This is a genomic window from Cytobacillus spongiae (assembly GCF_021390075.1).
Window position 1 is genome coordinate 1,409,734 of sequence record NZ_CP089997.1, and the last position, 15,804, is coordinate 1,425,537.

The following is a 15,804-nucleotide window of genomic DNA, read 5'->3' on the forward strand; positions in this document are numbered from 1 at the left end:
TCATTTAGTTATGTCCCAGCCTCTTGTTATCTCTACGATTTCTAGAATAATAATCTACATGAATATATGAAAAAAGACTGTAGATTACTTAAATGAGCATCTACAGTCCGAAGAGATGGGTAATTATATGTTAGCTATTTCTTTGCTTTAATGTAAAGACGGTTAATTCTGGCTTTGACAGGAATCGAAATGGAAGCCTAGTCGTTCCAAGTCCTCTATTCACATATAAACTTAATGAACTGGCACCTTCCCCAACTGTATAGAAACCTTCGTGATAATTTCGAGCATATGGTGGGGTAACAAGTGCTCCAACTAGTGGAATTTTGATTTGTCCTCCATGACTGTGACCACTTAATTGAAGTTGAATACCAAGAGGTGATGCCTGGTCAGCTAAATCGGGTGCATGAGATAATAGAATTTTAAAAGAGTCCTCTGGAACAAGGTGTAGGGCTTTTTCAAGATCAGGTTTTCCTAACATGGCATCATCTATTCCAACTACATAAATACTGGAATGATCGATTAATTGTATAGGTCTTGATTCATTTAATAAGAGGGTAAATCCTGCGTTTTGCAAGATATTCTTATATATGTCCGTACCATAGCCACCATGATCATGGTTTCCGTAAATGGCAAACTTGCCGAAGGGAGCATCGAGTTGCTTAAGAATGGGAACCAGTTCATTTACTGCTTGAAATTTATTCGGCTCATCTATTAAATCACCTGTAAAAAAAATAAGATCCGGCTTCAATTGATTAATTTCTGTTACTAGCTTTGTTAGCTGCTTAAGTGTATATTGAAATCCAATATGTGTATCGCTAAATTGAATAATTTTAAATTGATTAAAGCTTTTGGGGATTTGTGTATGTTCTATTTCATGTTCAACTATATCTAAAAGTCTAGTTTCAATGTCTCTTGCATAGAAATATCCCCCAGCACTTAATCCTATAGAGGTAAGAATGGTACCAGTTAATCCTTTTAGAAATGTTCTACGTGATATTTTCTTCGGCATGTTTATTACCAACCTATCTTACAGTTTACCCTTTTATACTATCAGACATTAAATTGAAAAAGAAGCATTGATTGTGTTGGTTGTTTTTGTAAACAAGCTGTCTAGTGCTGAAGTTATTCATGTGACTCCTTTGACATTGAAGGGGAAAACAAGTAAAGTATTAACCAACTTAGCTATCAAACTACTTCATGAATATAATCAAGAAAATAATATAAAGTTCCATTCGTTAAGAGTACTTACAAACTCTAAAGGAGCTGTGTAATATGAAATTGGATGACAGAATGGATCTAATCTTTATACCAACTACTACTGGACTTCTTAAAGTACAAGTAACCGGGTTTATTAGACTGGGTTCTCTTGGTAAAGTCTTTGCAGAATTAAATGGGATTACGGCTACAGCAAGCGGTTACCATCGCAAAAAAACGATTATCCAGTCATTGACTAATTTGCATACATTAATATTAAAAAATAACTAACCCTCAGACATTTTGTCTCAGGTTGTCGCAAAAAGGTATCGAGAATAGTCTCGATACCTTTTTGGCCTTTTTTGGAATGGTTTCAGTATGAATAAAGAATTGAAATCAGCCAAAACGATTTCTACCACTAGCTTTCTTCTAATCCGATTAAGTCACGTGGGTTAATCTTTTAAGACGATATTTCAAAATCGATGGTCTATTTGTGTGTGTGGTTTCATTAAATTAAATGGGTATTCATTGTATTTGTTTTTAAAAAGTATTCGGAAAATTCTATAATTTATGGTAAAATAAAACTGAATACCTATTCATTTTTAGGAGGGAAAGCAATGAAAGGGAAAGTAGTTATCGTAACTGGTGGATCTAGTGGAATGGGGAAGTATATGGCAAAAAGGTTTGCACAAGCAGAGGCAAATGTGGTCATAACTGGTAGGAATCTAGAAAGATTAGAAGAAGCCAAGGCGGAAATTGAGCAATTCCCTGGACAAGTGTTAACTGTTCAAATGGATGTACGTGAAATTGAGCATGTAAAGCATATGGTAAATGAAACAACAGGAGCCTTTGGAAGAATAGATTATTTAGTAAATAATGCAGCAGGAAACTTTATCTGCCGCGCGGAAGATCTAAGTGTGAATGGCTGGAACTCGGTTATTAATATTGTTTTAAATGGTACGTTTTATTGTAGTAGTGAAGTAGGGAAATATTGGATTGAAAAAGGAATGAAAGGTAGCATTATCAACATGGTAGCTACATATGCATGGGGTGCGGGAGCAGGAGTTATCCATTCTGCGGCGGCTAAAGCAGGGGTGCTTTCTATGACAAGAACACTTGCCGTTGAGTGGGGTAGAAAATATGGAATTCGTGTCAATGCCATTGCACCAGGACCAATAGAAAGAACGGGTGGAGCAGATCGTTTATGGGAATCTGAAGAGGCTGCGAAAAGAACACTAAAAAGCGTCCCATTAGGGAGGTTAGGAACTCCGGAAGAAATTGCAGAATTAGCATTTTTCTTATTCTCAGAGAATGCTGGCTATATCAATGGGGAATGCATATCAATGGATGGAGGTCAATGGTTAAACCAGCATCCATTCTAAGCGGAATGGCTGAAGGGTCCCCCCTTCAGCCATTTTTCCTATTAATTTTCAGTCTCTGAAACTAACAGCTCTACTATTCAATGCCTTCCACGAAGCAATAAATTGCTTCTTATTGACACGAACCTGTTTTTTTCCTGAGAGCGGATCATTTATATACACATGTGTAGTATCATAACCAACTAGAACGACTGCATGTAGATCCAGAGGGGTCTTAATGGTCTGTTTTCCATGGAGCCATGCTTCCCACCTGTCTGGTAATCGGTAGTCACCTGTAGTCCAAACTACAATAGGATAGCCATCCGAAACATGTGATAATAGATCATCAAACCTTTTGTTCGTAAAGTTAACAGCCTTACCAGGAAGATAATCATTGATCAGTTTTTCAATTGGTTGATCAAACACAGCATATCCTGCTCTTCTTCCAGTCATATCCCCGACAAAACCTTCTGTAGGATTTCCCCAACGAACAATATCTCCTTTCGTTTTTACGAGAGGGTCAGGGTCCTTTTTTACTTGTCGATAGAGAGTCATTTTATCTGTCTTAACTTTAGCATACTGTAGGACCATGGCTAAGCTTGTTACTTCACAACCATATTTCAATTCTGGGTTTTGTTTAATTAATGGAACATCTAGTAGGATCTTTTGTTTTCTTGCATCAGTTTGAGTTGGTCTCATCTTCTCTTTAGTATGAATACCGCTAATTTGTTGAGCAAGTTCATTATTGGTTGGTAAGCGATGTTGACGCGTTGAATCCTCGGTAATTGAAGTTGTTTCATTCTGTTTTGGTGTTGATTCAGTGTGATTGCATCCAAGCAATGGAAGAAGGACTAATAATAAGTGTGTTTTTCTCATCCGTCAGCCTTCTTTCTTAATGGATTACTGTTATTATTAACGAGAGAAAAATAATTAATATGTAATACTTTTACCAGAGGATTTAAAGTGTTTAATCGTTCGGTGTGGTATAATCATACATATGAACGTATATGGAGGAAGCTTTATTATGGATGCATTGGATATCTTAACTGATTTAGACAACGTGCACCCTTATTTTCAACCCATTTTTAGTGCAGATGAGCATCGAGTGATTGGTTATGAAGTATTAGGCAGATATAAGAGTCAAGATGGGGTTGAAAGCTTAGGTCCCTTTTTTCTAGATGAGTCCATTCCGGAAGAATACCGGTTAGAGGTTGATAACATTGTCTTAACGAAAGCTCTGGATCAGGCATTAGGTCTAGAAGACGATGTACTATTATTTGTAAATAGAGATGCGAATTTACTTATGCACGAAAACGGAGAATTATTACTAAAGCTATTATTGGGGTACGAAGAAAAGGGGATTAAATTAAATCGAATCGTTCTTGAAATTACCGAACAGAATTTCAATGAAGATCTAAACCATTTAGATAATTTATTAAATTATTACAGAACGTATGGAATGAAAATTGCGATTGATAAAGTTGGAAATGATAGCAGTCATTTTGAGCGAATTGGACAGTTAGCACCGGATATAATGAAAATTGACTTATTAGCTTTACGTTCCACTGAAACTGCGACTCGTTTTCAGGATGTCTTATATTCACTTTCGATCCTTGCTCGAAAGATAGGAGCAAGTTTGCTGTTTGAGAATATTGAGATGGTGTACCAACTTCAATTTGCATGGAAAAACGGTGGCCGTTTTTATCAAGGGTATTATTTGCATAAACCGGCTGAATCATTCATAAATAGGAATTTATTAAAAGATAAATTGAAAAAAGAATGTCATCAATTTATTTCTTATGAAAAAAATAAATTAGAAAAACTACACAGTATCACAGACTCTTTTCATCGGAAAATGAGTGATTTTATCCAAAAAAATCGAATAGAAGATTATGAAGGAATGCTAAAGGAGTTAGCTATTGAAATTCAACATATGGCATTTAGATTATATGTTTGTGATGAAGATGGTTTTCAAAAGTCACCAAACATAATTAAATTTGAACAAGAATGGACCGTTCAGCCTGAATATATGTCTAAAAACTGGAGCTGGCGACCATATTTCTTAGAGAATATTGTAAGGATGCGGAAGGAAAAAAGGGGACTGCTGTCAGATCTCTATAGTGATATTGAAACAGGAGAATCCATCCGTACCTTTTCATTTCCATTAAACTCGGGTGACTTTCTCTTTGTTGACTTAGCATATGCTTATTTGTATGAGAATGCAGACTTGCTGTAAATGGTAACATCTTCACGCAAGAGGATGAATAGAAATACTCGCTCTGAAGGAAAGTAAGTAATGACACTTTCCTTAAAGGAGAGATACTAAATGAGCATATATATGACAATGATTTTAATTGTTACAACTGGAATTCTTGTTTTTTCCCTCGTATACACACTACGCATTACTAAGCAGCAAAAGGTAGTAAAAAGCAATTTGGATACGAAAATTGATAAGCGAGTCGAAGAACATCCATATACAAGAAATCCTGTCTTTTTGACGTATGGCATATTCTTCGTCTTGTTACTATTAATTATCACTTTTATTGCTCTATCAACGAATTATTAAGATCAAAATCAAGGCGGCAGATCTTCTCCTGATTGGAGATTTCTGCCGCCTTTTTGTTTGATTTGTTTCTTAAATATAAATGTTATTAGATGAACTTCTTTCGTCCAATGCCATTATGTACAAATGAGTTTGATGGTTTTTGTTATATGCTGTAGGTTTTCGGGTAAATGTAACAATATATATGGTGAACGTGTCTAATGCTGGAGTTATTTTACGAATGGTTTTGGTCATATGGCCCTTTTTTTGCTGATACAATAATAAGTACAGAGTTAGAGTAGTAAGGAGAGTGTGTGATGAATAAACATCCAGGGATATTTATAATGTTGTTTTTCGGAATTTTTTTTCTTTTCCCTTCGAACTATTCAGCCAAAGAGATAGATGAACGTAAAGACATGTTTAAATTTCTTCAATCTGCCTTTGAAGCACAAGTTTCATTGAGTGAAAAGGAAAGGAGTATGGAAGAAGTAAACAAGGTTCTATCACCGTATTTTTCCAAAGAATACAGTGAATTGTTTCTTGAGGAGAACCTACACTCCTTTAATGGTCAATTTATCACTTTTGGAACTGACTTTGCCTTTTTTTATATACCGTATTTCAGCTATACAGACGATACAAAAATCGTAAGGGAAGACAATCTGGTATATGTATTTGAATTTTTCCCGGCAAATAATGAAGGACCTGTGTCTTATTCTGATCATTATGATGGCTTGCTTTTAGAGGAAACCTCTGAAGGAGTATTGGTCACAAAAAAACTTTATAATGATGTTCCAGAAGATATTCTTTCAGAAGTAAATAATGAAAAGCTAACAGACCAAAAGAGAGAGGACTATCAATCATTACTTGATCAAACGTTCTTGCAGCTAGAATATTTCTTTAGGCCACTACAAGCACTCTTGAAATTTGGATCAACTGTGGCTCTAAATGAACAATGGGCAGATCATTTTGTCCGTTAGTCTAATAATACAACCTAAATAAATGATAAAAAACTTGAGGCTGGGACATACGTATTTCAATCAATGGTATATCCGAACGATCAGGAGTTGTCTCCTTTTACTCGTTCGGGTATTTTTGTTTGTTCGGAAAACAAATTTTTAATAAATAGCGGAATGGAACGGAAGACACTAGACTACTAAGGGAAATAGAGGAAAGGCTGGGACCCCACATCGCAATGGAACGAACTTGTTTTTACAACCTAAATATTTTTATAAAGGTCATTGTTCGTCTTTGAGAAGGAGTCAAGTAGTTATGTCTCAGCCTCTTTTTGAAAAAAATCGGATGTACGGTTCAATGAATGCAGGTAGCACTTGTATGTAAAACTATAACAAATACAAAATAGACTATAGGCAAACGGAAATGTAAGAGTGTGCCCATAGTCTGTAGAATGAAGAATTTTACCTAGAAATATTTAATTTCTCACTTAATATTTCTAAGTCAAATCCACGAATAATATCTTGATCATCTATAATGATTGTCGGAGTAGAGTAAGACTGGTATTTGTGGGTTAATTCTTGTCGAGCTTTTGGGTCCATTTTAATATCCTTTATTACGAATGGAATGTTGTGTTCAGTTAAGAACATTTTCGTAATTTCACAAGGGGGACAATCAGGTTGTGTATACATAAGCACCTTTGGCAAATTCGTTCCTCCATCATCTGTTTTTTTCTATAATAGATGCATCAAGGGGGCAAATGCAATGAATATGCTATTGTAGTTTTAATTGTTTTTCAATATAGTCAACTATCCCCATTGAACAAACATTAATATCTAGTTGAAGGACTTGAAACACACCATGTTCTTTATTAATACCACTTTTCGCTAAATGGGCAGTAAGAAGGTGAATTAATCTAGATGAAGTGAGCTCTATTCGTTCCATTAAATTACTACCCAATTCATATGCTGCTTCTCCCTCCTTTATAAAAATAGGGAGCCAGTACCTTATTTGTTTATACACCTCTTGAGGAGTATCGCTCAGCCCATAATGACCAAAGAATATAAAATCTAAATTCATGCTTTCATAAAGTTGTACGGAATCAAGCATTTTATTAGGAGAAAATTGATTTGGTGATGTGGATGGAAGGTATAGCTCAATTTGGTCTTTTGAAAGCTGTGGATACCTTACACCGGCAGTATCTCCAGTAAACATTCCGTTTACTTGCTTATGATAAATGCTTAGATGATGGTCAGCATGTCCGGGTGTATAAAAAAATTGAAGTGTACAATCTTTGCTTAACTGTAGCTCTTCTCTATCATATTTCACTAATAGTCGATCGTTTGGAATCGAGAGAACTGGGTCAAATAACGCATCAAACTTATCTCCATAAACAGCTCGGGCCCCTGAGATTAATCGAGAAGGGTCCGCTAAGTGCCGCATGCCTTTTTCATGCACAATGACTTTGGCATTAGGGCAATGCTGTAAAAAGAGCCCCGCACCGCCTGCATGATCTAAATGAATGTGTGTGAGAATAATCCATTGGATATCTTGAGGATCTAGACCAAGAGCGTGCAAACCTTCTAATATATAGGGGACTGAGGGACTTGCACACGTTTCAATGATGGTTAATTGTTGTTCGTTTAAAACATATGTACCAGTTCTTTCAGGCATCTTTAGATCAAAATCGTCAATTAAGTATATATTTTTAGCAATCTCTACAGGTTTCTTCAAAAAAACACATCCTTTTATAAGGTTTTACTTGTATTCATACCATATATTATTTTATGCTGTTAATATTGGCATGTAAAGCTTAAAGGTAGAATATTCTGAAAATATTTTCTAACGGAACTGTTTTGGATAGAAACATGTCAAAAGAGAAACCTATAAGTAAAGATGTTTGGCTTTTGAAAGGAGAGGAAGCATTTGTCACAGCTTCAAGGGATTTTAACTAGATTGAAAAACCTTCAAGAACAAGCTAACGGGAGCGAACCGTCACAGCGATTTTTTGAGGTAAATGGTGAAAGAAAATGTCAGGTCACTTATCATCCAAAAACAGAAACTTTTGAGTTAGAAGTTTATCAGGATAAAGAGAAGCCGAAAAGGTATCAATTTGATAATATTGACATGATCACGATTGAGATTTTTGATCTCATTCAATAATTGATTGGGAGCCATTAGGGCTCCTTTTCTTTTTTGCGTTGGTTATTATATCTTCATTTTTAGTGGAAAATAGACTAGAGGTGATGTGAAGATGATGCCAATTGTAAAGTGTCCAAGATGTGAAAGTGAAGAAGAGATAGTTGAAGTATTAACTGCGCAATCAAATCAAAATGTGATCTATCGGTGCAAGGTTTGCTTGTTTGTACAGAAGGATATCCATACCAGTAAAGGATAAAGAAGAGCATAATGCTGAAAACTGTGTTAGAATTAAATGGTGAAATGAAAACGTAACCAAGGAGTTTTCGGCAATGATTAGTCTTCATAGTGGAGAATTTTTAGAAATTGATCTTTCAGCATTAATGATTCCTTCAGAGCGAGTTGCACACGTTCAAGTGGGGAATAATTTAGAGCACGCACTTCTTGTTTTAACGAAAAGTGGGTACACGGCTATCCCTGTATTAGATCCACACTATAAGCTTAGAGGTTTAATTAGTACCCCAATTATTATGGATTCAATTCTTGGTCTTGAACGAATTGAATTCGAGAACCTCGAGGAAATTAAAGTGGAATCGATTATGAATACTAAGCTTCCACGATTAAAGTTAGATTCCACGTTGAAAGCCTGTATTGACCTTTTAGTTGATCATCCATTTCTATGCGTGGAAAATGAAGAAGGTTGTTTCGAAGGAATATTAACAAGAAGAGCCGTACTACAGCAATTGAGTAAGCATGTTAGACGATTGAATAAATAACTCAAAAGTCAATAACTTGGTAACTAGAAAAATGTATAGTGTCATTCCATAGCCCCCAACTGTTGATGGGGGCTATATTTTATTGATTTTCATGAAATATTTATGGAAGTGAAGCTACTCAAACGACTGGAGCTGGCTGCTGGATCTTTTTTTTATTTGTGTTTCTCTATTCTTTCCTATTAGGGGGAATATGCATAGTTCGTTGAGAGGGGGCCTTAAGATACTTGGTACAATTAGATAAAAGAAAAGTAGAGAGTAAAGATAGTACTGAGAAAAAAATAACAAAAAGGGGCTTCGTATTAGCCTCCGTGATGCTTGCAATGTTTATGGCAGCTATTGAAGCTACAATCGTAGCAACGGCTATGCCTGCAATTGTAGGAGACTTGGGAGGGTTTTCTCTTTACAGTTGGGTGTTTTCCGCCTATTTATTAATGAACTCCGTCACTGTCCTCATTTACGGGAAACTTTCAGATTTATTTGGTAGAAAGCCAATTATTATAATGGGAATCTTAATCTTTTTAGTTGGGTCAATTTTGTGCGGAACGGTGAAAACGATGGAAATGCTGATTCTATTTCGCTTCATCCAAGGGTTTGGAGCAGGTGCTGTGATGCCAATTGCCACAACCATTGTAGGGGACATTTACACAAAAGAAGAACGTTCTAAAATCCAAGGGTACTTATCAAGTGTTTGGGGGATATCGGCTGTTATGGGTCCAGCTTTGGGCGGAATATTAGTTGAATATGTTAGCTGGCGTTTTGTATTTTGGATTAATGTACCATTAGGTATATTAGCTATGATCGGCATATGGCTGTTTCTCCATGAAAACGTTGAGAAGAAAAAGCATGATATTGATTATCCTGGTGCCATCTTATTAACTGTAGCGATTTCATCATTAATGATTGTCCTCGTGGAAGGTGGGACCAATTGGCCTTGGACTTCTAGTCAGACTATCGGTATGTTTGGGATCAGTTTGCTGGCATTCATCCTATTTGTATTACAAGAGAGGCGTGCTAAGGAGCCAATGATGCCGTTTGCCATTTGGAATAATCAGTCAATCCTTATTGCGAATTTGGTATCTTTAACAACAGGTATCATATTAATAGGTCTTTCTAGCTTTCTCCCTACCTTCGTTCAAGGGGTTATGGAAGAATCCCCTATTATAGCCGGATTTACATTGACTACGATGTCAATTGGATGGCCAATTGCTTCGACTCTTGCCGGTAAACTGCTATTAAAAATTGGTTTTCGAAATACGTCGCTTATTGGTGGACTTTTCCTCGTATGTGGAGGAAGAAAGTTTGCTACCTTATCCCCTGAGTTAGGACCTATTTATGCCGCTGCCGGTTCCTTTTTTGTGGGTATTGGAATGGGGTTAACTTCTACTGCATTTATCGTTTCAATTCAAAGCTCGGTTAACTGGGAACACAGGGGAATCGCAACAGCATCAAATATGTTTATGCGTAATCTAGGAAACACAATAGGGGCAGCATTACTTGGAGGTATTTTGAACAGTCAAATTCAGTTATATTTAACAAAAGAAGGAAAAGGGGTCGCTTCTGTAGATTCTGTAAATAGCTTGCTAAAACACAAGGACAGAGAGCAGCTAACAGAGTCGCATAAAGAGCTTCTACAAGAAGGGTTAACGGTTTCTTTACATACGGTTTACTACGTAGTTCTTTTATTTGCTATGATTAGTTTAATGTTAATTATATTTCTTCCTAGAAAAGAGTCTTAAAGTATTTTGGTGTCTGAGTATCTATAACTATGAGGTTACTCACAGGTTACGTCTCCTTCTTTCAAATGAGAGGAATTTTACCAAAGAGTTAGCTTACAATTGTATGAAAATTAATAAAGTGGTGAGTCTATGTCTTCATTATCCGAATTTCAACTCCTGTCCGTATTAGCTCAAGAAATGAATATGAGAAAGGCGGCAGAACGATTATTCGTATCACAGCCAGCATTGTCACAAAGACTACAGTCGATCGAAAAAGAATGGGGTACAAAGCTCTTTTTACGTTCACAGAAAGGGCTATCACTCACACCGGCTGGAGAGCTAATAGTAAACTTTGTAAATGATGTATTAGCAAAAGAAGAGAAAGTACGTGAATCCATCCAAGCATTCAATTCAGAGGTTCATGGAACATTGAAAATCGCGGTGGCATCGATTGTCGGACAGAATTGGCTCCCCCAGGTGTTGAAGAAATTTGTTAGCAAATACCCACAAGCTAAGATTTCCTTAATAACTGGATGGAGCAGTGAAATATTAAAAGCTCTTTATGAAGACCAAGTGCATATCGGTATCATTCGAGGAACACCGGATTGGAAAGGAGTAAAAATCCATCTTTTTCAAGATAGCTTGTTTTTGGTAGACAAAGAAATTCAGCGACCAGAGCAGGTGTTAGAAACCGACCGTCCGTTTATTCAATTTAAGAGCGATTCGAATTATTATCAAGAAATCCAAGATTGGTGGCACCGTCAATTCCAAACAGTTCCAAAAAGGACCATTGTGGTGGATCAAATTGAAACCTGTAAACAAATGACGTTTAATGGTATTGGTTATGCCATTCTACCTGCTATTACACTTAATGGAGCTGAGCAGGATATTTTCAAAGTTCCTTTATTAGATGAGCATAATGAACCGATAAAAAGGGACACGTGGATGCTTGGATATGAGTCAGCCTTTCAGTTAAAGCAGGTTCAAGCATTTGTAGAATTGATTAAAGAGCATATCGAAGAAGGAAACTAATGTTTTTTCTTGTTTAAAGTGCTTTTGTTTGTTAAAGTAATGCTAGCATATACATAATGGAGGTTTGTCTTATGAAAATGATGGATGCAAACGAAATTATATCGTTTATTCAAAACAGCACAAAATCTACTCCTGTTAAGGTTTATGTAAAAGGAGATATAGAGGGAATTGACTTTGGTCAAAGCTCAAAAGCATTTATTACAGGTAATACTGGTGTTGTTTTCGGAGAGTGGAGTGAAATTAGTACTGCGCTAGAAGGAAACAAAGAAAAAATTGAAGACTATGTAATTGAAAATGATCGTAGAAACTCAGCAATTCCATTGCTAGATACAAAAAATATTAAAGCTCGTATTGAGCCGGGTGCGATTATCCGTGATCAAGTGGAAATCGGTGATAATGCCGTAATTATGATGGGAGCATCAATTAATATTGGTTCTGTAATAGGAGAAGGAACAATGATTGACATGAACGTAGTTCTTGGTGGGAGAGCCACTGTTGGTAAGAACTGTCATATCGGAGCGGGCTCAGTCTTAGCAGGTGTAATCGAGCCACCTTCTGCGAAACCAGTAGTTGTAGAAGATGATGTAGTGATCGGGGCAAATGCAGTTATTCTTGAAGGTGTAACAGTTGGGAAAGGTGCAGTTGTTGCTGCAGGTGCAATTGTTGTAGACGATGTACCTCCTAATACAGTTGTTGCCGGGACACCTGCAAAAGTAATTAAACAAATTGATGAGAAAACAAAGTCTAAAACTGAAATTAAACAAGAGCTTCGCCAATTATAATGAATACGTTCGAAAGAAAGCGTGGATGTTACTCCACGCTTTCTTTCTACATATAAATGGAGGAGAAACAGATGAAAAGTCCGTTTGTAAAAATAAGAAGAGATCTACATCAAATTCCTGAGCTAGGATTTAAGGAATTTAAAACGCAATCCTATTTACGAACTTACATAGAAACACTTCCTCAAGAAAGACTAGAAATGGAATTTTGGGAAACAGGGATTTTTGTATTAGTACGAGGCATAAACCCCCAAAAAACGATTGGGTATCGCGCAGATATCGATGGCTTACCTATTGAAGAACAAACTGAGCTTCCATTTTCATCATCTCATAAAGGGGCGATGCATGCTTGCGGTCATGATTTTCATATGAGCATTGCCCTTGGGGTTTTAACGCATGCAGTAAATGAACCTTTACAGGATAATCTATTATTTATATTTCAGCCTGCAGAAGAAGGTCCTGGCGGAGCAGAGCCCATGTTAAATTCAGACATTATGGCTAAGTGGAAGCCAGATATGATTTTCGCCCTACATATTGCTCCCGAGTATCCTGTCGGCTCTATAGCGATAAAAAAGGGCTTATTATTTGCTAATACGTCTGAATTATTTATTGATTTAAAAGGGAAAGGTGGTCATGCGGCTTATCCGCACCAAACAAATGATATGGTTGTTGCTGCATGTTCACTTGTTAATCAGCTACAGTCTATTGTAGCAAGAAATGTAGATCCATTAGACAGTGCGGTTGTGACGATAGGCAAAATTACAGGTGGTACGGTTCAAAATATTATTGCCGAAACAGCAAGATTAGAAGGAACGATCAGAACACTGTCTGTCGATTCAATGGCAAAAGTTAAATCAAGAATTGAGGCATTAGTACGAGGTGTTGAAGCAGGCTATGAATGTGAAGTGAACATTGATTACGGAGCTATGTACCACCAAGTCTATAACCATCATGATTTAACAACTGAATGGGTTCAATTCTTAAAGGAATGTACAGATGTTGAAGTAATTATGTGTAAAGAAGCCATGACAGGTGAGGATTTCGGTTATATGCTGCAAGAAATACCTGGGTTTATGTTTTGGCTCGGGGTAGACTCTTCTTATGGATTGCATCATGCAAAGCTAAATCCAAATGAGGAAGCCATTGATCATGCAATTGACTTTATTTCAAAATATATTCAGTTCAAAGGGAATTAGTAAAGAGGCTGGGACTTACGTATTTCAGTCTATGGTATATCCGAACGATTAGGAGTTATCTCCTTTTACTCGTTCGGGTATTTTTGTTTGTTCGGAAAACAATTTTTAAAAATAGAGGAATGGAGCGGAAGGCAATCGACTACTAAGGGAAATAGAGGAAAGGCTGAGACACCAAAGCGCAGCGAGGAGGCTCAGCTTCCTCCCCGCGGAAAGAGATTGTCTGCAGCGCAGGTGGAACGAACTTGTTTTACAACCTAAAAATTTGAATAAAGTCATTGTTCGTCTTTGAGATGGAGTCATTTAGTTATGTCCCAGCCGCTTCATTACCCTACTCTTTTTTCTCGATAAACACTTGATGAGGAAAAGGAATCTCAATGCCATTTGCATCTAACGCTTCTTTTAAGGCTTTACGAAGCTCTCGCTCTACAGCCCATTGTTCCATATTCTCTGTCTTTGCAAGAACACGTAATACGACCTCTGAAGCTCCTAATGTTTGAACACCAAGAACATTTGGACCATCTACAATTGATTTGTTAGAAGATTTCACTTTGTCACACGCAGCTTGAAGTACCTCGATTGCCTTGTCAATATCGTCGTTATAAGAAATTCCGATATCAACAAGTGCGCGCATATTTCCTCTAGAATGATTGCTTAAACTTGTTATTTCTCGATTTGGAAGATAGTGTAATGTTCCATCAAAGCCTCGTATATGGGTTGTTTTAAGCCCAACCTGTTCGACAATTCCAGAATAACTAGCTGTTGTTACATAATCCCCTACATCAAGCTGTTTTTCTAATAGTAAGAAAAAACCAGTAACGACATCACTTACGAGCCCCTGTGCTCCAAACCCAATGGCTAAACCAACTACTCCTGCACCAGCTAGAATTGCAGTTGCTTCAATGTCAAATATTTGCAATACCGTTACAATGATCATGAATATGAGAACGTATGAAAAAATATTTTTTGTTAAGCTTTCGAGCGTTTTGGCACGACCTTCTGAAACTCTATCTCTTTGCTGAACCCTTTCAAAACTTCTATGTATAATGCGGTTGCCTGCAGCCTTTACAATTAGATAAACGATATAAATGGCAATCAGCTTTAAAACGGTATAGCCTGTCTTAATAAGAAGTCCTTCTAGATCAAAATCTTTTAATTCGATCCCAATTTGATTCAATCCAAGAATGAAATCCAATCCCATCATTCCTTCCTTCTCCATAAATTTGTTTAAGTTTATCATTTTAACAAAGTTTTCTCCAAATGATAACTATTTTAGTTCATGCTGTCGAAAAACAATGCTTATTATTTTATATCCCCCAAAAATCATGTTAAACTAAAAATTGAGTATGGAAAAATAAGCAAATGGACAAGCTTAAAAAGGTTTAGTTCATTTCGAGTAGGTGTGGGTATCTGAAGAATAGATGAAAAGCAATAATCATTGTTAATTTAGTTTTATTATAATTTGATATTGACTGTATTGTTTAAAATGAATATAATTGGATTGTGAATGAAGGAATTCAATGAGAATAGACAAACCTATTTCTCATTTAAATTACATATTGGAGGGATTTAACATGCCAGAACGTATGGTTGGAAAACAAGCTCCACGCTTTGAAATGGATGCAGTTATGCCGAACAAAGAATTTGGAAAAGTAAGCCTTGAAGAGAACATGAAGAACGGAAAGTGGACTGTACTTTTCTTCTATCCAATGGACTTCACATTCGTTTGTCCTACAGAAATTACTGCATTATCAGATCGTTACGATGAATTTGAAGATCTTGATGCAGAAGTAGTTGGTGTATCTACAGATACCATTCATACTCATTTAGCCTGGATCAAAACAGATCGTAAAGACAATGGATTAGGAGATCTTAACTATCCATTAGCAGCAGACACGAACCACGTAATCTCTCGTGAGTATGGGGTTCTTATTGAAGAAGAGGGAATTGCACTTCGTGGCTTATTCATCATTAGCCCTGAAGGTGAATTAATGTACTCTGTTGTTAACCACAACAACATCGGACGTGATGTTGAAGAAACATTACGTGTACTTCAAGCTCTTCAAACTGGTGGACTTTGCCCTGCAAACTGGAAGCCAGGTCAAAAGACTTTATCATAATTAGA

At 36.6% G+C, this 15,804-nt stretch carries 18 protein-coding genes; 13 read left to right on the forward strand and 5 right to left on the reverse strand.

Annotated elements, in window-relative coordinates:
* Positions 1–130: 130 nt before the first annotated feature.
* Positions 131–1,009, reverse strand: a complete 879-nt coding sequence (locus LS684_RS07190; protein ID WP_233810937.1) for a metallophosphoesterase — start codon at positions 1,007–1,009, stop codon at positions 131–133.
* Between the two features lie 263 nt (positions 1,010–1,272).
* Between LS684_RS07190 and LS684_RS07195 the strand changes: the two genes are divergently transcribed.
* Together LS684_RS07195 and fadH are read left to right on the forward strand one after the other, a co-directional pair.
* Positions 1,273–1,485, forward strand: coding sequence for a hypothetical protein (locus tag LS684_RS07195; RefSeq protein ID WP_233810938.1), 213 nt, complete (start codon positions 1,273–1,275; stop codon positions 1,483–1,485).
* Positions 1,486–1,811: 326 nt separating this feature from the next.
* A complete protein-coding gene (gene fadH / locus LS684_RS07200; RefSeq protein WP_233810939.1) occupies positions 1,812–2,576 on the forward strand; it encodes a 2,4-dienoyl-CoA reductase in 765 nt (254 codons plus the stop codon).
* A 48-nt stretch (positions 2,577–2,624) separates the two neighbouring features.
* Here the strand turns inward: fadH and LS684_RS07205 are convergent, their stop codons facing one another.
* The gene (locus LS684_RS07205) at positions 2,625–3,428 is read right to left on the reverse strand and encodes a C39 family peptidase (RefSeq protein WP_233810940.1); all 804 of its coding nucleotides are present in this window, start codon (positions 3,426–3,428) and stop codon (positions 2,625–2,627) included.
* 148 nt (positions 3,429–3,576) lie between these two features.
* Here LS684_RS07205 and LS684_RS07210 point away from each other — a divergent pair, with 148 nt between their 5' ends.
* From LS684_RS07210 to LS684_RS07220, 3 genes are all read left to right on the forward strand, one after another.
* Positions 3,577–4,788: an EAL domain-containing protein gene (locus tag LS684_RS07210; RefSeq protein WP_233810941.1), complete on the forward strand. Its 1,212-nt coding sequence runs from the start codon at positions 3,577–3,579 to the stop codon at positions 4,786–4,788.
* A gap of 90 nt (positions 4,789–4,878) precedes the next feature.
* Entirely contained in the window at positions 4,879–5,118 is a 240-nt protein-coding gene (locus tag LS684_RS07215) for a hypothetical protein (protein WP_233810942.1), read from the forward strand.
* 293 nt (positions 5,119–5,411) lie between these two features.
* Positions 5,412–6,071, forward strand: a complete 660-nt coding sequence (locus LS684_RS07220; protein ID WP_233810943.1) for a DUF3993 domain-containing protein — start codon at positions 5,412–5,414, stop codon at positions 6,069–6,071.
* A gap of 438 nt (positions 6,072–6,509) precedes the next feature.
* On the opposite strand, the gene LS684_RS07225 is transcribed toward LS684_RS07220, so the two are convergent.
* Together LS684_RS07225 and LS684_RS07230 are read right to left on the reverse strand one after the other, a co-directional pair.
* Positions 6,510–6,752 carry a glutaredoxin domain-containing protein gene (locus LS684_RS07225; RefSeq protein WP_233810944.1) on the reverse strand — a complete coding sequence of 81 codons (243 nt, stop codon included), beginning with the start codon at positions 6,750–6,752 and terminating at the stop codon, positions 6,510–6,512.
* Between the two features lie 67 nt (positions 6,753–6,819).
* On the reverse strand, positions 6,820–7,779 hold the full coding sequence (locus LS684_RS07230; RefSeq protein ID WP_233810945.1) for an MBL fold metallo-hydrolase: 960 nt from the start codon (positions 7,777–7,779) through the stop codon (positions 6,820–6,822).
* A 192-nt stretch (positions 7,780–7,971) separates the two neighbouring features.
* Between LS684_RS07230 and LS684_RS07235 the strand changes: the two genes are divergently transcribed.
* From LS684_RS07235 to LS684_RS07265, 7 genes are all read left to right on the forward strand, one after another.
* Positions 7,972–8,208: a YkuJ family protein gene (locus LS684_RS07235; RefSeq protein WP_233810946.1), complete on the forward strand. Its 237-nt coding sequence runs from the start codon at positions 7,972–7,974 to the stop codon at positions 8,206–8,208.
* A gap of 91 nt (positions 8,209–8,299) precedes the next feature.
* Positions 8,300–8,443, forward strand: coding sequence for a hypothetical protein (locus tag LS684_RS07240; RefSeq protein ID WP_233811728.1), 144 nt, complete (start codon positions 8,300–8,302; stop codon positions 8,441–8,443).
* 73 nt (positions 8,444–8,516) lie between these two features.
* Positions 8,517–8,960 carry a cyclic-di-AMP-binding protein CbpB gene (cbpB, locus tag LS684_RS07245; protein ID WP_233810947.1) on the forward strand — a complete coding sequence of 148 codons (444 nt, stop codon included), beginning with the start codon at positions 8,517–8,519 and terminating at the stop codon, positions 8,958–8,960.
* 224 nt (positions 8,961–9,184) lie between these two features.
* Entirely contained in the window at positions 9,185–10,696 is a 1,512-nt protein-coding gene (locus LS684_RS07250; protein ID WP_267930380.1) for an MDR family MFS transporter, read from the forward strand.
* Between the two features lie 129 nt (positions 10,697–10,825).
* On the forward strand, positions 10,826–11,707 hold the full coding sequence (ccpC, locus tag LS684_RS07255) for a transcriptional regulator CcpC (RefSeq protein ID WP_233810948.1): 882 nt from the start codon (positions 10,826–10,828) through the stop codon (positions 11,705–11,707).
* A 71-nt stretch (positions 11,708–11,778) separates the two neighbouring features.
* A complete protein-coding gene (gene dapD, locus LS684_RS07260) occupies positions 11,779–12,489 on the forward strand; it encodes a 2,3,4,5-tetrahydropyridine-2,6-dicarboxylate N-acetyltransferase (RefSeq protein ID WP_233810949.1) in 711 nt (236 codons plus the stop codon).
* Between the two features lie 71 nt (positions 12,490–12,560).
* The gene (locus LS684_RS07265) at positions 12,561–13,682 is read left to right on the forward strand and encodes an N-acetyldiaminopimelate deacetylase (RefSeq protein WP_233810950.1); all 1,122 of its coding nucleotides are present in this window, start codon (positions 12,561–12,563) and stop codon (positions 13,680–13,682) included.
* Positions 13,683–14,010: 328 nt separating this feature from the next.
* Here the strand turns inward: LS684_RS07265 and LS684_RS07270 are convergent, their stop codons facing one another.
* A complete protein-coding gene (locus tag LS684_RS07270) occupies positions 14,011–14,883 on the reverse strand; it encodes a mechanosensitive ion channel family protein (protein ID WP_233810951.1) in 873 nt (290 codons plus the stop codon).
* Positions 14,884–15,253: 370 nt separating this feature from the next.
* On the opposite strand from LS684_RS07270, the gene LS684_RS07275 reads away from it, so the two are divergent.
* The gene (locus LS684_RS07275; protein WP_233810952.1) at positions 15,254–15,799 is read left to right on the forward strand and encodes a peroxiredoxin; all 546 of its coding nucleotides are present in this window, start codon (positions 15,254–15,256) and stop codon (positions 15,797–15,799) included.
* The last annotated feature ends 5 nt before the right edge of the window (positions 15,800–15,804 follow it).